General features: G+C 46.2%; 20 protein-coding genes. 19 read left to right on the top strand and 1 reads right to left on the bottom strand.

The genetic code is table 11. The features are described 5' to 3' along the window. The first annotated feature begins 56 nt into the window (after positions 1-56). From H8K38_RS03935 to H8K38_RS03970, 8 genes are all read left to right on the top strand, one after another. Positions 57-1,544 (top strand): flagellin, encoded by a 1,488-nt coding sequence (locus tag H8K38_RS03935; RefSeq protein ID WP_186883506.1) that lies wholly within the window; start codon positions 57-59, stop codon positions 1,542-1,544. Between the two features lie 83 nt (positions 1,545-1,627). Then, positions 1,628-2,002: a flagellar protein FlaG gene (locus H8K38_RS03940; RefSeq protein WP_186883507.1), complete on the top strand. Its 375-nt coding sequence runs from the start codon at positions 1,628-1,630 to the stop codon at positions 2,000-2,002. 102 nt (positions 2,003-2,104) lie between these two features. Next, positions 2,105-4,120: a flagellar filament capping protein FliD gene (fliD, locus tag H8K38_RS18670; RefSeq protein WP_186883508.1), complete on the top strand. Its 2,016-nt coding sequence runs from the start codon at positions 2,105-2,107 to the stop codon at positions 4,118-4,120. A gap of 38 nt (positions 4,121-4,158) precedes the next feature. Continuing rightward, positions 4,159-4,629: a flagellar export chaperone FliS gene (gene fliS / locus H8K38_RS03950; RefSeq protein ID WP_186883509.1), complete on the top strand. Its 471-nt coding sequence runs from the start codon at positions 4,159-4,161 to the stop codon at positions 4,627-4,629. A gap of 6 nt (positions 4,630-4,635) precedes the next feature. Beyond that, on the top strand, positions 4,636-4,971 hold the full coding sequence (locus H8K38_RS03955; protein ID WP_186883510.1) for a flagellar protein FliT: 336 nt from the start codon (positions 4,636-4,638) through the stop codon (positions 4,969-4,971). Between the two features lie 5 nt (positions 4,972-4,976). Continuing rightward, on the top strand, positions 4,977-6,140 hold the full coding sequence (locus H8K38_RS03960) for a flagellar hook-length control protein FliK (protein WP_186883511.1): 1,164 nt from the start codon (positions 4,977-4,979) through the stop codon (positions 6,138-6,140). Further along, positions 6,127-6,420 carry an EscU/YscU/HrcU family type III secretion system export apparatus switch protein gene (locus H8K38_RS03965; protein ID WP_186883773.1) on the top strand — a complete coding sequence of 98 codons (294 nt, stop codon included), beginning with the start codon at positions 6,127-6,129 and terminating at the stop codon, positions 6,418-6,420. Before H8K38_RS03960 ends, H8K38_RS03965 begins: the two co-directional genes overlap by 14 nt. Positions 6,421-6,474: 54 nt before the next feature. Continuing rightward, positions 6,475-7,233, top strand: a complete 759-nt coding sequence (locus H8K38_RS03970; RefSeq protein ID WP_186883512.1) for a flagellar brake protein — start codon at positions 6,475-6,477, stop codon at positions 7,231-7,233. A gap of 29 nt (positions 7,234-7,262) precedes the next feature. Here the strand turns inward: H8K38_RS03970 and fliE are convergent, their stop codons facing one another. Beyond that, on the bottom strand, positions 7,263-7,724 hold the full coding sequence (gene fliE, locus H8K38_RS03975; RefSeq protein WP_370587050.1) for a flagellar hook-basal body complex protein FliE: 462 nt from the start codon (positions 7,722-7,724) through the stop codon (positions 7,263-7,265). A 96-nt stretch (positions 7,725-7,820) separates the two neighbouring features. On the opposite strand from fliE, the gene fliF reads away from it, so the two are divergent. The 11 genes from fliF to fliP all read left to right on the top strand — a co-directional run bounded on the left by fliF (position 7,821) and on the right by fliP (position 17,789). Then, on the top strand, positions 7,821-9,530 hold the full coding sequence (gene fliF, locus H8K38_RS03980) for a flagellar basal-body MS-ring/collar protein FliF (RefSeq protein ID WP_186883513.1): 1,710 nt from the start codon (positions 7,821-7,823) through the stop codon (positions 9,528-9,530). Continuing rightward, a complete protein-coding gene (fliG, locus tag H8K38_RS03985) occupies positions 9,523-10,518 on the top strand; it encodes a flagellar motor switch protein FliG (protein WP_186883514.1) in 996 nt (331 codons plus the stop codon). The genes fliF and fliG overlap by 8 nt, the downstream gene beginning before the upstream one ends. Next, the gene (locus tag H8K38_RS03990) at positions 10,511-11,200 is read left to right on the top strand and encodes a flagellar assembly protein FliH (protein ID WP_222610746.1); all 690 of its coding nucleotides are present in this window, start codon (positions 10,511-10,513) and stop codon (positions 11,198-11,200) included. Before fliG ends, H8K38_RS03990 begins: the two co-directional genes overlap by 8 nt. 5 nt (positions 11,201-11,205) lie before the next feature. Next, positions 11,206-12,588, top strand: a complete 1,383-nt coding sequence (fliI, locus tag H8K38_RS03995; protein ID WP_186883516.1) for a flagellar protein export ATPase FliI — start codon at positions 11,206-11,208, stop codon at positions 12,586-12,588. A gap of 32 nt (positions 12,589-12,620) precedes the next feature. Then, positions 12,621-13,064, top strand: a complete 444-nt coding sequence (gene fliJ, locus H8K38_RS04000; protein ID WP_186883517.1) for a flagellar export protein FliJ — start codon at positions 12,621-12,623, stop codon at positions 13,062-13,064. A 22-nt stretch (positions 13,065-13,086) separates the two neighbouring features. Then, complete coding sequence (locus H8K38_RS04005) at positions 13,087-14,421, top strand: flagellar hook-length control protein FliK (protein ID WP_186883518.1); 1,335 nt, start codon at positions 13,087-13,089, stop codon at positions 14,419-14,421. Between the two features lie 216 nt (positions 14,422-14,637). Next, positions 14,638-15,141, top strand: a complete 504-nt coding sequence (gene fliL / locus H8K38_RS04010) for a flagellar basal body-associated protein FliL (RefSeq protein WP_186883519.1) — start codon at positions 14,638-14,640, stop codon at positions 15,139-15,141. A 4-nt stretch (positions 15,142-15,145) separates the two neighbouring features. Next, complete coding sequence (fliM, locus tag H8K38_RS04015; protein ID WP_186883520.1) at positions 15,146-16,150, top strand: flagellar motor switch protein FliM; 1,005 nt, start codon at positions 15,146-15,148, stop codon at positions 16,148-16,150. Beyond that, positions 16,143-16,580 carry a flagellar motor switch protein FliN gene (gene fliN / locus H8K38_RS04020; protein WP_186883521.1) on the top strand — a complete coding sequence of 146 codons (438 nt, stop codon included), beginning with the start codon at positions 16,143-16,145 and terminating at the stop codon, positions 16,578-16,580. The genes fliM and fliN overlap by 8 nt, the downstream gene beginning before the upstream one ends. After that, positions 16,580-17,014 carry a flagellar biosynthetic protein FliO gene (gene fliO, locus H8K38_RS04025; RefSeq protein ID WP_186883522.1) on the top strand — a complete coding sequence of 145 codons (435 nt, stop codon included), beginning with the start codon at positions 16,580-16,582 and terminating at the stop codon, positions 17,012-17,014. Before fliN ends, fliO begins: the two co-directional genes overlap by 1 nt. A 7-nt stretch (positions 17,015-17,021) precedes the next feature. Beyond that, a complete protein-coding gene (fliP, locus tag H8K38_RS04030; RefSeq protein ID WP_186883523.1) occupies positions 17,022-17,789 on the top strand; it encodes a flagellar type III secretion system pore protein FliP in 768 nt (255 codons plus the stop codon).

A 17,789-nucleotide genomic window follows, 5' to 3' on the forward strand; every position in this document is an offset into this window, starting at 1 on the left:
GACCGAAGTTTGAGGTTTTAACGCCGAATTTAATAACTTAGGTAAGGAGTATCAAAATGGCTTCATATATCAATACCAATATTGCATCCATGAATGCACAACGCAGCCTGACTACATCTCAAGGCTCTTTGCAAACATCCATGCAACGTCTGTCATCCGGTCTGCGTATTAACAGCGCAAAAGATGACTCCGCTGGTCTCGCAATTTCTCAACGTATGACTTCGCAGCTGAATGGTCAAAACCAAGCTGCACGTAATGCGAATGACGGTATCTCTCTGGCTCAGACAGCTGAGGGCGATCTGCAACAAATCGGTTCCAACTTACAACGTATTCGTGATCTGGCAGTTCAGGCAGCCAACGGCTCTAACAGTGCATCAGACCGCGCATCCCTGAATAACGAAGCCAGCCAGTTGATCTCTGAAATCAACCGTGTTGCAAGCTCTTCTAACTTTAACGGTGTGAATCTGCTTGACGGTAGCTTTGCAAACCAAACATTCCAGGTTGGTGCAAACGGCAGCTCAAACGATCAGATCAGCATTTCAGCAATTGCCAGTGCAAAATCATCGTCTCTCGGTGTTGGCTCCACATCCAGCTACAAAACAACTGTAGCAGGTGCGGGTGCTGTAACAACGACAGCTCTGGCATCCGGTGACTTGTCGATCAACGGTTACCAAGTCGGCGCATCTGCTAGTGATGGCGTATCCTTCTCTAATGCAACTGGTAGTGGTATTGCTAAAGCTGCAGCAATTAACGCAATCAGTGGTCAAACTGGTGTGACAGCAACAGTTGGTTCTACAACAGTTGCCGGTACAGCATCAACAAGCGCAACAGCAATCGCTTCTGGCGACATCACAATTAACGGTGTCAATCTGGGTGCATTGAGCGCCTCGACTTCCGGCGCTCAACGTGGCGCACAAGTTGCTGCTGCTGTTAATGCGATCAGCTCACAAACTGGCGTATCAGCTACATTTGATACAACAACTGGTGCTGTTGCCCTGGCAGCTGCAGATGGACGTAATATCACAGTTACAGCAAGTACTAATGCAGCTGCAGCTGCAGCCAATACAGGTATCACCGTATCTGCAACTGGTGCGACAGACATTGCTACATCGACACTTTCCCTGTCTTCCACAAGCTCTGCTGGTATTACTCTGGCAAATGGTACAGGTACAGGTTTGACAGCAGCAAACTTGACAGGTGGCTTCACTTCAGCAGCAGTCACAGTCGGTGCAGGTGTATCCTCTCTGAATCTGAGTACGGCGGCAGGGGCGCAGTCAGCTCTGGCAACCATCGATTCGGCGATTGCATCGGTCAATAGTTCACGCGCTTCTTTGGGTGCGATACAAAACCGCTTCACTTCTGCTGTCAACAGCTTGCAAACATCACAAGAAAACTTGGCATCAGCACGTAGCCGTATTCAAGACTCCGATTTTGCTTCGGAAACAGCAAATATGACTCGTTCTCAAGTGTTGCAACAAGCTGGTACTGCAATTTTGGCTCAAGCTAACTCATTACCTAACGGTGTTCTCGCACTGCTGCGTTAATCAATAGCTTCAGTTTTCTATTGATGTAGATAATTCCCCTGATCAGTTATGATCAGGGGAATCTAACTTTGAAGGAAATGATCATGGACATCCCATCGATTGGCAACCCGCCTCAATCGGGGCAATTGATCAGTGACAAAACTGCCGTCACCAACGTACGGTCAGCCCCTCCTGCTAATAACATTAGCGCACCCACGGCAACTGCAGTCGACAATTCTGAGAATAAGAAATTTGACAGCACCGAAGTTAATAAAGCAATCGCTCATATTAACGATGCGCTGCAGGCTCGCTCACAGGATTTACGCTTCAGCGTCGATACTGACAGTAAGCGTGTTGTTGTCAAAATTATTGATCAGCAAACAAATCAGGTGTTACGCCAGATTCCAACGGAAGAGGCACTTGAAATATCTAAATCCTTAGATAAATTAAAAGGATTACTCATTAAGAACGAAGCTTAATCGGTAACGATCTTTTTAAAATAGCAGGTAAAACCCCTTCTTTCATCTCAATTGAACAAGAATCAGATTTGATATAGTAAGGACCTCAAAAGGAGAATTATTGTGGCCATACAATCCACCGGTGTAGGTTCTGGACTTCCCGTTGACACCATTGTCAGCAAGCTCATGGCCATTGAGAGTCTGCCGCTAGCATCTATTCAGAAAAAACAAACAAGTTATCAGGCGGATGTCACTGCATTAGGCGCTTTAAGTGGTTCTGTCAGCTCCTTCCAGTCTTCCCTGATTGCACTGAGCAGTGCGTCCACCTTTAAGACGCTCGCAGCAACAGCAAGTGATACAGCAGTTGCCTCAGTTACAGCAAGCAGCACCGCCAGTGTTGGCAATTACAACGTTAATGTGACGCAACTTGCACAGTCTCAGACTATATCCAGCGCAGGACAAATCAATACTACAGCCTCCATCGGCAGTGGTGCCAGCACAACGTTAAGCTTTCAGTTCGGCAGTATTTCAGGTGGCACTCAGACTGGCGGAATATATAGTGGAGCAACGTTCACACAAGATGCAAGTCAGGCAACAGGCACAGTAACGATTGATAGCACAAATAATTCACTGCAAGGCATCCGGGATGCCATCAATAACGCAAAAATCGGCGTGAATGCATCCATCGTCGGTGACGGCAGTGCGACTCCTTATCATTTAGTGCTGAATTCGACCTCAACAGGTGCAACATCAAGTTTGAAAATCAGTGTTGCCGGAGATGCGAATCTGCAAAATCTGCTTTCTTATGATCCCGCAGGCTCCCAGAATTTCAAAGAAGTGACTACTGGTCAGAATGCCAACCTGACCGTCAACGGCATTGCCGTATCCAGCGCGAGCAATAAGGTCGGAACGGCCATTCAGGGTGTGACAATCAGCGCTCAGAAAATTGGCACCACATCGATTGCAGTCAATACCAATACATCGGCAGTGCAAAATAGCATTAACTCTTTTGTCTCTGCGTACAACAGTCTGAACAGCACGATTGCACAACTGACTTCATATAATCCAACGACAAAAGCTGCGGGGGCGTTACTTGGCGACCCAACTGTCCAGGCAATTCAAAATCAGGTACGAAACACTTTGTCAACCGCAGTAAATGGTCTGGGTGGAGGCTTCACCAGTCTGGCGCAGATCGGCATCAGCTTTCAGAAAGACGGATCACTAGCAGTTGACTCCAGCAAACTGCAGACCGCATTGACAAATAATTTTAATGATGTCGGCGGATTGTTTTCGGCAATGGGCAAAACAACAGATAGTCTGACCAGTTTGTCCGGCTCCACGGCCGCAACACAGCCTGGCGACTATGCAATCAAAGTAACGCAGATTGCCACGCAAGGTGTGTTAACCGGTGATGTCAACTTGAATTCGGCATCAACTACGATTGCTGCGGGCACAAAAATTGATGTCAAAATTGACGGACTCTCCGGCACAGTGAGTTTAGCGGCAGGAAACTACACCGCGTCACAACTCGCTTCGATGATACAGTCGTCTGTCAATGGTACTGCCAGTTTCTCCAATGCAGGTGTCACGGTTACCACCTCAATTGACAGCAATGGTTTCTTGAATATTACTTCAGGAAGTTTTGGTAGTGCGTCCAATGTCAGCCTGACCAGTAACGCTGGCACGAGTGTCAGTGCATTGACTGGAACAGTCAGCACAGGAACAACGGGAAAAAATGTCGCCGGTACATTAAACGGCGTCTCAGCGACAGGTTTAGGTCAAATATTGACTGGCGCATCCGGCTCACCTTCTGAAGGCTTGCAAATCTTAGTGAACGGCGGTGCAACGGGTGACCGCGGCAAAGTCAGTTTTTCTCAGGGTTACGCATACAAACTGAATAATCTTGTCACCAGTTTCCTTGGAACGACAGGCACGATCAGTAGTGCAACAAAAGGTATTAACACGACATTAGCGTCACTACAGAAACAAACCGACGAGCTGAATGCGCGCTTGCTTAAAACCCAGAACCGCCTTCAGGCGCAATATTCTGCTCTTGATTCCGTCATTTCGAAATTAAATGCAACACAAAGCTTTTTAACTGCTCAGATTGGCATTCTGAACGGTTCAACGAATAAGTAACAAGCAACTGATAATTTAGAAAACTCAAAGGACTAGCTATGTTTGGCTCATCAAAATCCTATGGTGCAAGTGCATATACAAAAATTGGTGTGGAAACCGGCGTCATAGCTGCCAGCCCCCACAAACTGATCGTCATGTTATTCGATGGTGCGATCACAGCGATTGGAAATGCTTTACAGCAAATGCAAAAGGGAGAGATTGCAGCAAAAGGAAAATCAATTTCCCACGCTATTTCCATTATTGATAACGGCTTGCGTGCCAGCCTGGATAAGCGAGTGGGCGGTGAAATTGCACTCAATCTGGATGCGCTGTATGAATATATGAGCAGACAGCTATTGCTGGGAAATTTGAATAAAGATGAAGAAAAATTACTGGAAGTGCAAACTTTATTACGTGATCTGAAACAAACATGGGAAACCATAGAACCCGCAGCGCAAGCACCAACGCAGCCGGCGATCAGCGAACACGATCCTTTACAACCACGACAAGTTCACGTTTTTGAGGCCTGATTCATAATGGAAAGCATAGAAATTATTAAGCTGTACGAGAATATTGCCGTACTCACTGATCAAATGTTGAATGCCGCCCGCAACCGCGACTGGGAACAATTGACGGAGCTGGAAAACGATTGCAGCTCAAAGGTTCAAAAAATTCGTGATAATGAGAGTCCGGCATTCTTACCTCCGGAACTCAAAGAGCGAAAAATTCGTGTCATAAAAAAAATACTGGCCGACGATAAAGAAATTCGCGACATTACAGAACCGTGGATGGCTGAATTGTCTAATCTGATGAAAGCGTCAAGTGCCGAACGCAAACTGAATCACACTTATGGAGCCGCAAGCTCGGCGTAACAGATATGCCATACCGCCTCGATAATTCGATTACGACTGCCGATATCGAGGCGGCATCAGCGAGTTCGGGACTCCATTCGCTCAAGCAGGAAGTTGCCTCAAAACTTGCACAACTCGTTGTAGGTCAGCAACTCAAAGGGGAAATCCTCAACCGACAAAAGGACGGCAGCTTTACTGTCCGGGTCGCTAATTTTAGCGTTCGCATGCAACTCCCGGAAGGCGTTAAGGAGGGAGACTCAGTCTCGTTGCGTTTAATTTCAACAGATCCGAAACCAACGTTTGCCTTAGAAAGTAAATCTCAAATCCCAGAAAGCTTCATTGCCGGGCAAACCTACACACCTGGCAAAAAAACGCTATCTGATTTTTCAGCTTCGCCCCAGGCAAGGCTGGAAGATGCGAGCAAGTTAGCGCAAATAAAAACAATCCCCCAATCCACGTCAGCCCTCCCCCATCTGGAGGCTGGTATTCAATCGGACAGCAGCGTTACTTTTTTAAGTACGGCCAGCAAACTGATTGGCACCATTCTGCAGTCTGGAGATGCAAGTACCGAAAGCAACGCGATTGTCGGAAAAACTGCAATACTAAACTCGCAGGCCGATTTAAATAGCATCGAAAAAACGGCTGTATTATTAGAAAAAAAAATCAGCCAGAGTGGCCTCTTTTACGAATCTCACCTCGCAGAATGGGTGGACGGAAAAATAAAGCTCAGTGATTTACTAACAGAGCCGCAGTCCATGCTTTCTGCACTGAAGCAGAATATTAGCGGCGGGGAAAGCAATCTTATCTCAGGAAATAAAGAATTACTTCAGCTCATCCAGCAACAGTTGCGAACCTTGGAAAATCAAAGCCTGCGTTGGCAAGGCGAGCTTTTCCCTGGACAATACATGAAATGGGAAATCAAGAGAGATAAGCCTTCTCATCAAACCAGCGAATTTTCACCTGACGACAATAATTACTGGCAAAGTACCGTCAAGTTTGATTTACCCTCTCTGGGCACAGTTTCAGCAACGTTTAATTTTCGTGCAAATCATTTAAGCTTAAATATCAATGCAGAAAATGAAGAGACTGTAAGCGCCCTTAAAACTCACGCTGGGCAACTATCGTCCGCCCTGTCCTCTTTAGACACGATTCTGGATAGCCTGAGTGTCAGAAAAAATGACAGCAAATAAGCCCGCCGATAAACACGCAGTCGCACTCGCTTACCATAGCGGGGATAGTGCTCCACGGGTTGTTGCCAAAGGCAAGGGAATAATTGCTGATGAGATAATCAGCAGGGCGAAAGAACACGGAGTCCACGTCCACGAATCAAAAGAGTTGGTATCTTTATTGATGAAAGTCGATCTGGACGAAAACATTCCCCCGGTTCTATATATCGCTGTTGCAGAACTGCTCGCTTGGCTTTACCATATAGACAAAGAAAAGTCCGGGGTCGAGCAGGAGACACCCTGAACCGTACTACCTCTACCATCTTAAAATTTTGACAGATAAGAGCAAATAAAAAACATGCAATCCCCTCCTTCTCTCGGGACTGAAAACCAAAGTCCTTTTCAGGTCGATTCTCGCAGGGAAATTATTTCCTTATTGCGCGGGCTGAAAGATAGCAACCAGCTCATCAGTATGTTGATTCACGATGGGGCGGAAGTATTTATCACGTCCATTTTACACGTTGACGATAATAATAGTACTGTAATAGTTGATTGCGCCCCCGGCCAACTGGCCAACCAGCGAATAATTGAAGCACACCGCGTTTCATTTGAGGGGCTGCTGGATAAGATCGGCATTCAGTTTTCCACAACAGGTGTCCATCGTGCCGAATTTGAGAACCGCCCAGCTTTACAATTCAGCATCCCGTCAAACCTGATCCGACTGCAACGACGTGAGTATTATCGAATCAATACTCCAGTCTCAACGCCGATTAAAGTAAGCTTTTCTGTTGAGGTGAATGATAGTATTGAAGTTTTGAAATTATCTCTGGTCGATATCAGTTGCGGTGGTATTGCCGTGCTTGACGAGAGAAAAATCCTTGACTGCACCCCAGGAAAAATCTATGAGCACTGTAAACTGGATTTGCCGACAATTGGCCTGATTGATGTAGCGCTGCAAATCAGAAACTCTCAAGACCTGGTTTTATTAAATGGGAAAACTAATCGTCGTATAGGCTGCCAGTTTTTCAATTTATCAAATTCAGTGCTGACCAGTGTTCAACGCTACATCATGAAATTAGAACGGGAGCGGAATTCCAAAATGACTGGAATCCGCTGAAATACCGATCAATTCATCTCTGCTTAAGATCAGATCTGCATATTCATGATGTCGTGATATGCAGTGATCAATTTGTTTCTGACTTGCACAGTCGTCTGAAATGAAATATTTGCTTTTTGCATTGAAATCATGACATCAGATAAACTGACTTTATCGTCTCCCAGAGCAAATTTTTCTCCTAACTGCTGCGATGTCAGTTGAACTTTGTTTACCTGATCTAATGACGCTTTCAGGGCATCTGCAAAGTCTATGCGCTTGGGCGCATCGCTTTCTTCGGTGCGACTAATTCCGCTCCCCGCCTCCATTTTCGCAGCCGTCGCTTTTAACTGAGCAACCATTGCATCAATTCGACTGCTGTCAATGCCAGCCATTTTCATACATTCTCCAAAGTCAATAAAGATTGATCTAGCATCTACCTTACCACCTAAGAAATTCTCCATTTCGATAAAAAGATGCACTAATTGACGCCTACTCTGCTGATTGAAATTCAAAATTCAGTGCAAAATCCGTAGTAAGGAAAAAACCAAAATGGCTTCAAAACATGATGCAAATATACTTCTCAATGTTCAATGCTGATCAGGTGAATTATGGCGACCGCTGAAAATATGATCATGACTCCTGATGAACTTGTGGAACCCAAAAAAATATTTGGGATTCCTCAAACGCCAGGTGTCCGTACAGCGGTGCTTTCAGCCGGCGCTGCGTTGATACTGGCGATAATGGCTGGGATCTGGCTTTGGGGGCAGCAACCTGAATACAAAGTGCTGTTTTCAAACTTTAACGACAGGGATGGTGGCGCCATCGTTGCATCCTTGCAGCAAATGAACATTCCGTATAAATATTCGGAAACTGGCAGTGCGATTCTCGTACCTGCGAGTCAGGTACATGATGCTCGCCTGAAGCTCGCGTCACAAGGATTACCCAAAGGTGGCAATGTCGGTTTTGAATTAATGGAAAATCAGAAGCTAGGAATTTCCCAGTTTCTCGAACAAGTCAATTTCCAACGTGCACTTGAAGGTGAGTTGGCACGATCAATTCAGGCAGTATCAGCCGTGCAGTCAGCAAGGGTGCATCTCGCGATTCCGAAATCTTCTGTTTTTATACGTGATCAGCAAAAACCAACAGCATCGGTATTATTAAATTTATATCCAAGCCGGATTCTGGATCAACAACAAGTCAGCGCTATTCTGCATCTAGTCGCAAGCAGCGTTCCAGAACTGTCAACCAAAAACGTCTCGATTGTGGATCAAAACGGTAATTTGCTTTCGGATATGAATAAACAAGCTGGAAGCAACAATCTTGATCCATCCCAGCTCAAATACGTACAGGAATTTCAACAAAATATTGTCAAACGCATCGAATCTATTATTTCTCCGATAGTTGGCGCGAATAATGTTCGTGCAGAAGCAACTGCAGATATCGATTTTTCAAAAACTGAACAGGCAGCGGAAAGTTATCGTCCGAATTCTCCACCCGAGGCATCCACAATACGCAGCCAGCAATCCAGCGAAAGCTACAATAAAAACAATAATGCGTCCGGCATTCCCGGCTCACTGACCAATCAGCCACCAGTGCCTGTAACAGCGCCGATAGTGGCCAGCGGCACTGCAACGTCTGCTTCAGCAGCAAACGCAGGACTTGTACAAAAAGACTCCACCATCAACTATGAAGTTGATAAAACTATCCGCTACACGCAGCAGGGAATGGGTGGCGTAAAACGATTGTCCGTCGCCGTTGTTGTGAATTACAAGAACGAGACCGATAAATCCGGAAAGATTACGACCAGAGCGCTGACGGATATTGAGAAGGCACAAATTACCGATCTGGCGCGCGAAGCGATGGGATTTAATAAAGACCGTGGCGATACTCTGAATGTTGTTAATAGCCCATTTGCCGGTCCGGAAAAAGAAACTATAGTAGAAGTACCCTTCTGGAAACAACCAGAAACAATCCAGTTAGCAAAAGAACTGGGGAAATACTTATTAATCGCCGCAGTTTTCGCCTATTTATTCTTTGGCTATCTGAAACCCATGTTGTACAAAATTATGGGCAAAGACATCGCCGAAGAAAAAGCCAAAAAAGAAGCTGAAGAAGCGGAAAAACTCACCTCAGCTGAAAAAGAATTACAGCAGGAGGAAGACGATGATGCGTATGTCAATCTCTCCAGCGAAGAAGAAATACAAGCCGCAAAACAAGGAAACAGTTATGAGTTAACCTTGGACATGGCTAAAGAATTAGCAAAAAATGACCCGAGAATTGTTGCTAACGTAATCAAGACATGGATTAACAATGAGTGATGATGGCGTACAAAAAGCAGCAACCTTCATGCTTGCGCTTGGTGAAGACGGTGCTGCAGAGGTAATGAAATTTCTGGGCCCACGTGAGGTACAGAAAATTGGCGCTGCTATGGCGACAATAGGTGCAATCCCCCACGAGCGCATAGCGAAGGTTCTCGACGAGTTTAAAGCAGCCGCAGATCTCAGCTCATCTGTCGGTTTAGACTCTGACGAATATATCCGCAATGTCCTCACCAAAGCACTGGGTGACGACAAGGCGTCGTCTTTATTGAATCGTATCCTGGGTGGAAAAGACGCCAGCGGCATTGAAAGTCTGAAATGGATGGACTCAGCGTCGGTTGCCGACCTGATCAAAAATGAACACCCACAGATCGTCGCAACGATTTTAGTTCACCTGGAAAGCGATCAGGCGTGTGAAATTTTAAATAATTTCTCAGAGCGCTTAAGAAATGATGTTGTTTTGCGCATCGCTACGCTCGATGGTATTCAGCCAGCTGCACTCAGAGAGTTGAATGACGTTCTCACCAAGCTGCTGACTGGTAATGAAAGCCTGAAGAAAAAATCAATCGGTGGGGTCAGGGCCGCAGCAGAAATATTGAACTTCATGAGCGGTGAAAACGAAGCGTCTGTTATGGATAATCTGCGCAAATATGATGGTGATATGGCAGAAAAAATCATGGATGAGATGTTCGTTTTTGACAATATCATGGAAATTGATGACAAGGGTATTCAGTTGCTGCTGCGCGAAGTGCAATCCGATTCGCTGATCATCGCGCTCAAAGGCGCCAATCAGGATATGCGGGAAAAAATCTTTAAAAATATGTCTCAGCGTGCCGCTGAAATGATGCGCGAAGATCTTGAATCCAAAGGGCCGGTCAGATTATCTGAGGTGGAAGCGCAGCAAAAACAAATTCTGCTCGTTGTGCGTCGACTCGCCGATGAAGGCCAGATTATGTTAGGCGCGAAAGGTGAAGACTCTTATGTCTAGTGTCTTACGAAAAGACGACGTTTCGGCTTACCAACGATGGGAAATGGCATCATTTGGTGAAACGCGCCCTCATCACATTCCAGAGCCCAAACACGAACCCGAGCCAACCAGGTTAGTGCCGACTGTATCGGAACATGAACTGGAAGAAATACGTGAAAAAGCAAGACAGGAAGGCTATGCCGTTGGCTATCAGGAAGCCTATGAACGCGGTCTGATTGAAGGACAAGAGGCAGGACAGCGCATGGCGACAGAAAATATGCAGCCTGACCTTCAAAGCATGCATGACTTGTCAGAAAAGTTCTCAACTGAATTAGGCGAAGCAGGAAAAGCCACAGGCAAAGACTTACTTGATCTGGCGATCAGCCTGGCATCAACAATTTTAAAAACGCGGATAGAATTGGATGAAAATATCATTCTCCCTATTGTTGAGGATGCGATCGCGCAATTACCATCAGTACAAACAAATGCAAGCATCAGTTTAAATCCGGCCGATGCAAGCATCGTTAAAAATAACCTTGGCGACACGATGATCGCCAACGGCTGGCGTATTATCTCCGATCAACAGCTGTCTCGCGGTGACTGCAAAATTGAAACATCTCAAAATCTCATCGACTCCAATGTTGAAACCCGATGGGAACGCTTAACAGCCTTGATGCGAAAAAATGCATCGGATTCTGAGTAAATCCCATGGACACTGCTTTCACAGACAAATGGAAATCTATTCTGACTGGCAGCAAAGATCTGCTGGCCGGAAATGATGCCGTTCAACCCGCCGGCAGAGTCACTAAAGTCACAGGCTTAGTCATGGAAGCCGTCGGTTTGCGCTTGCCGGTAGGAAGTGCCTGTTCTATACATTTAGCGGGCGGTGCGAAAATCGAAGCAGAAGTTGTCGGTTTCGATGGAGACAGGCTGTTCCTGATGCCTCATAGCGACCTCGAAGGTGTTACTCCCGGCGCTCCGGTTTTTGCCGAAGAGTCACGACAAACATCCAGTCATCCACTCAGAAGACCAAGCGACAGAAGCCGTCAACTTCCAGTCGGTTACCAGCTATTAGGACGTGTACTAGACGGCAATGGACGTCCGCTAGATACACTTGGCGCCCTGAAAACGACGGAATCCGCGCCACTTGCCGCGCGGATTTACAACCCGCTGGAACGGGCACCGATTGTCGACACACTTGATGTTGGCGTTCGCGCGATCAATAGTATGCTCAGCGTTGGACGAGGACAACGTCTTGGTTTGTTTGCCGGTTCGGGCGTTGGTAAAAGTGTGCTGCTCGGAATGATGGCACGGTTTACTACCGCAGACATTATCGTCGTAGGATTGATTGGTGAACGGGGGCGCGAGGTAAAAGAATTTATTGAACAGATTCTTGGCACAGAGGGGCTGGCAAGGTCGGTAGTCGTAGCAGCGCCAGCGGATGCTCCGCCATTATTGCGTTTGCAAGGCGCTGCGTACGCAACAACGATCGCCGAATATTTCCGAGATCAAGGACACAGCGTTTTACTGATCATGGACTCGTTAACACGATATGCGATGGCGCAACGGGAAATTGCTCTGGCGATCGGCGAACCGCCTGCAACCAAAGGCTACCCTCCTTCAGTTTTCGCAAAATTACCTGTGCTTGTCGAACGGGCCGGCAATGGCAAAGAAGGCGGCGGTTCGATTACCGCGTTTTACACAGTACTGACTGAGGGCGATGATCAACAGGACCCTATCGCGGACTCTGCGCGAGCAATTCTTGATGGTCATATAGTCTTGAATCGCACATTGGCTGAGAGCGGTCATTACCCTGCCATTGATATCGAACAATCTATCAGCCGGGCGATGCACAGCATCACGACTCCGGAACATCAGCAACTTGCCAGGAAGTTGAAACAACTATATTCAAGATACGAGCGCAGCAGAGATTTGATCAGCGTTGGTGCTTATGCGCCAGGCTCAGATCCCTTGCTTGACGAAGCGATTCGACTGCATCCGCGAATCATCGCATTTTTACAGCAAGATATTACTCAGAAATGCAGCATATCAGAGAGCTTGGATGGACTTCGGGCTCTATTCCAAGGATAGATAATTTTAGTTAGCTCTATACTTAGGTACAGATGGCAAAGAGATCACCAATAAACACCTTAATTGAGATTGCGGACCGGGAAACCGATGACGCTGCGAAGCGCTTGGGACAAGCCATTCGGTATCACGAAGAAACGCAAAGTAAGCTGAATTTATTAATCCAGTATCGAGATGATTACGACAGCAAATTCCAGGCCGCCGCCGCCGCTGGTATCAGTGCCAGCCAATATGGAAATTTTCTAGGTTTTTTAGCCAAACTGGACAGTGCCGTTGAAGGTCAAAAAGAAGTGATACGAAATGCTGAATCAAAAGTTCAGGCAGCGAAACTTGATTGGCAAGGGAATGAAAAGAAACGGCTGTCATATAACACCCTCGATCACAGGGTAAAAATGGTGCAGCAAAAAAAGGACGCCAAATCGGATCAGAAACAAACCGACGATTTTGCTGCACGGGCGTATTTTTATAAATCAGAGTAGCAACTTAATAACGGCAACATCTATGCAAACACTCAATATTGTCAGCGCACTCAATAATCAGAACAGTGCGGCGAAAACGAGCAAGAGCAATCCAGTGGTGAATGCTGATAACTCTTTTAATAAGCTGCTCAAGAAAGAAATAAGCGGAAATAAAGCGACGTCAGCGCCTGCCCCAAGGGAAACCAATGGCAAATTGCCTACAAAAAATGTTGAGCCACCTAAGCAAGACGCTGCAACGCCGCCTGAAGAATTGAATGAGGCTAGCACTGCGCTGAAGAAAAGCGAAGATACTGAAAAAGAAGACACTCAAACGGAAAAAAAAGAAACGGATGACGGCGATCATCAGTTGATACAATTATTTAACGCCTTAAATGACATTCCTAAGTTGGCACCAGCAAAATCTGGCGATGATGCCGTGTTGAAAAGCGACACAGGCGTCATTTCGGATGCCTCAAACAGCGGCTTATCGCTACAGCCGTTGAATGAAAAAAATGTATCCCCGTCTGCAGGAATATCAAAAGAAGGCACCTTTGACGTCATCGTCAGCAATACCCTATCAGCCCGCCTGGAGACAACCGCCCCCGAGCTCAAAGCCGAAACTCCAGCGACAGATACTTCCCAGATTGTAAAAGACAAAGGAATAGGATCTGACACATCAACATCGTTTGCAGATCACCTGGACCTTAAATCAGAAAAAGGTGAGCCGCTCAAGTTGCAAACAAGCACTCCACAGGATGTATCGCCGAAAACAAATGTCTCTGCCGATAAACTGGAACGATCTATTGATCAGCTTGCGTTAAGCTTACGAAAAGATGAAGCGATGAGCCCGGCCAACGTCCAACAAGCGCCGCCACAACAACAGCTTAACGCTACGCAGAATGCGACGCTCACCGGTGCCGTTTCTGCTAACCAGATATCACCCCCACTGAATTCGTCCGCATGGGATAAAGCGGTGGGACAAAAAGTAATCTGGATGGTAGGCGCCAGCATGCAATCGGCTGAGTTAACTCTGAACCCACCTGATCTGGGTCCATTACAAATCGTATTGAATGTCACGAACGATCAGGCAAACGCAACTTTTATCTCCGCACATCCAGATGTCAGGGAGGCACTGGAGGCTTCTCTGCCTAAATTGCGTCAGATGATGGATGATGCCGGAGTCCAACTATCAGGTTTCTCAGTCAACGCAGAAGCATCTAATCAGGGGCAGCAAGGTCGCGAATTCAGACAAACAAATCCATCCACCTCAATTGCCAGAAATGGTGGGAGCGAAAGCGTTATCAGCAACCAACCTATATCCGACGTCAAAACGACCAAAATAATCTCTCGCATTGGGGCTGTCGATACGTTTGCATAGTGCTTAGTTGAAAAACTTGTCTCTCAAACAGGTAGAATAAAGAAATAAAGCATTTAACCGGGAATAATGCGTTCTTCATGCATAGGCCGCATTATTATTTTTTCAGAATTGAAAAGATGAGTGGTATTTGTCCGTCTTTTCTACTGTTATTCGGTGCTTTTTTTCGAAGATAATATAAGAAATAGCGGAAAAATACCGCTGCTTGAGAGGAAAAATATGGCGAAGAAACCTGCTAAGGCAGCTCCCGAAACCGGTGAAGCTGCTCCAGCAAAATCAAAGAAAAAATTAATTATTATCATTGCGGCCGCGGTACTTGTTCTCGGTGGCGTCGGTGGTGGTGCTGCTTTCTTTTTATCGAAAAAATCTGCGTCAAAAGAAAAAGAGCACAAAGCAGAACCAGCGAAGGCGCCGGTATTTCTTCCTTTAGATGCGTTCACGGTAAATCTGCAGTCAGATAGCGGCGATAAGTATTTGCAAATCGCGATGACACTTCAGGTGGAAGGTGAAGATCAGTCATCACTGATTAAAGCAAATATGCCTCAGGTGCGCAGTCGATTGCTGTTACTTTTATCGAGCAAAGATGCCAATGATATTCTCTCCACTGAGGGCAAAGATAAACTGGTAGACGAAATCATTGAAAAAGTTAATCAACCTTTTACTGCGAAAGGTGAACCGCAAAAAGTAACGGGCGTTTTCTTTACTTCCTTTGTAGTTCAATAGCACTATGTCAGATAATTTCCTCTCCCAGGAAGAAGTCGATGCGCTGTTAAAGGGCGTCACGGGAGATCAAGATGACTCTCAGTCTCAAGAAGACACGTCGGGTGTACGTCCCTATAACCTTGCGACGCAAGAGCGCATTGTTCGCGGCCGTATGCCGACGCTGGAAATTATCAACGAAAGATTTGCCCGTCTTTTACGCATAGGGTTATTTAATTTTTTACGCCGTAGCGCAGAAGTTTCCGTTGGAACGGTCAGAGTTTCCAAATATAGTGAATTCATCCGTAATCTGGTTGTACCGACCAATCTGAATCTGGTGCACATGAAGCCACTCAGGGGAACTTCGCTGGTGGTGCTCGACCCTGGCCTGGTATTTCTTTTGGTCGACAATTTATTCGGTGGTGACGGTCGCTTCCACACTCGTGTTGAAGGACGTGATTTCACGCAGACTGAGCAAAGAATTATTCAACGCATTCTGGAAATTATTTTTGAAACCTACGCAAAATCGTGGGAGCCAGTCTATCCAGTTGAGTTCGAGTATATTCGTTCTGAAATGAATACCCAGTTTGCCAATATTGCGACACCAAACGAGGTAGTGGTATCGACAACCTTTACCATAGAATTGGGGCCAGTTAGCGGTGAAATGCATATTTGCATGCCCTACTCCACGATTGAGCCTATCAGAGATATTCTGACCAGTAGCCTGCAAGGTGAAACACTGGAAGTTGACAAACGCTGGGTTCGTTTGATGACGCAGCAGATTCAGATTGCGGAAGTGGAAATAGTTGCTGACTTAGGCACAACCCGTGTCACACTAGGCGACATTCTGAATATGAAAACCGGAGACATCATTCCCTTAAATATTCCGGAAGTGATCTCTGCCAAGGTTGATGGCACCCCGGTAATGGAATGCAAATACGGTGTATTCAACGGACAATATGCGTTACGTGTGGAAAAACTGATCAGTTCCAGCGTACAAGAAGTAGCAGCACAAGGAGAGAACCATGGATGAAAATACAGATAGCCCGATCAGCGAAGACGATTGGGGCGCAGCAATTGCAGAGCAGGAGAAAGCCGATGCCGCTGCGGCAGCTGCAGCGGCGAGCCAAAAATCCGAACCGCCAGCAAATCCTGCGATATTTAAAGAATTCAGCGCAAAAGGAAGTTCGACTGAAACACACAACGATATCGACTTCATTCTCGATATCCCTGTGCAGCTGACAGTTGAATTGGGAAGAACCAAGATCGCGATTAAAAATTTGCTACAACTGGCGCAGGGTTCCGTTGTGGAACTTGATGGTCTGGCAGGTGAGCCGATGGATGTACTGGTGAACGGCTGCCTGATCGCTCAAGGCGAAGTTGTGGTGGTCAATGATAAATTCGGCATTCGTTTGACTGACATCGTGACCCCCGCAGAACGAATTCGCAAACTGAATAAATAATGAAACCTCACAGTAAATTCATATCGTTATTTTTACTGGCTGCGTCTGACCATGCCCTCGCTGCCGATGCTGCCCCGCTGACGCCCGGAGCTGGCTTGTTGCAAATCACCTTGGCCCTGCTTTTTGTTCTCGGTTTAATGTTTTTCGCGGCCTGGGCTTTCAAGCGGATTGGCCCGGCAACCTCTGCAAATAAGATTCCAATGAAGATTCTGGGCGGTCTGAATGTAGGAAATCGTGAACGAGTAATGGTTATTGAAGTTGGAGATCAATGGCTGGTGCTTGGCGTCACAGCTTCAAATATCAACAATTTGGCGACACTCCCAAAACAGGAGTCCTTATTGCAAGCAACATCGGCAAATCACAGCTCTTTTCAGGATTGGCTGCAACGAACAATCGAAAAGCGTGTGACTACGCCAACTGATACAAATACGTAAATTCCGCATGAAAATCCTGCGCACTTCACTTCTTTATTGTTGTCAGATTGTCGTTCTGATTTCGCTCATATTTCCGGATATCGCCCTGGCTCAGTCTAGCGCCGCTTTACAGGCGATTACAAGCACTCCAGCTCCGGGCGGTGGACAAAATTACTCCCTGAGCATACAAACACTTTTATTCCTGACTGCACTCAGCTTCATTCCTGCAGCGTTGCTGATGATGACAAGTTTTACCCGCATCATCATCGTCTTATCTTTATTACGTCAGGCATTGGGAACACAGTCGGCACCGCCGAATCAGGTCATGGTCGGACTCTCTTTGTTTTTAACGCTATTTGTGATGGGACCAGTGCTCGACAAAATTTATGCCGAAGCCTATACACCTTTTGCGGAAAATAAAATTTCCATGATGGAAGCAATGGACAAGGGAGCTGCGCCTCTGAAGCAATTCATGATGAAGCAAACCCGTCAGGCCGATCTCGCGTTATACGTCAAATTATCGAATACCCCTCAATTGCAAGGCCCTGAAGAAGTATCTTTGCGGGTATTGATCCCAGCTTTCATTACCAGCGAATTGAAAACGGCATTCCAAATCAGCTTTGCTATTTTCATTCCATTTTTGATTATTGATATGGTCGTCGCCAGCGTCCTGATGTCTATGGGTATGATGATGGTGTCACCGTCCATCGTATCATTACCATTTAAGCTCATGCTTTTTGTATTGGTGGACGGTTGGCAATTAATCATAGGCTCTCTGGCGCAAAGCTTTTACTAA

It is taken from the genome of Undibacterium sp. FT79W, from assembly GCF_014284215.1.
GTDB classification, from domain to species: Bacteria; Pseudomonadota; Gammaproteobacteria; order Burkholderiales; family Burkholderiaceae_D; genus Undibacterium; species Undibacterium aquatile.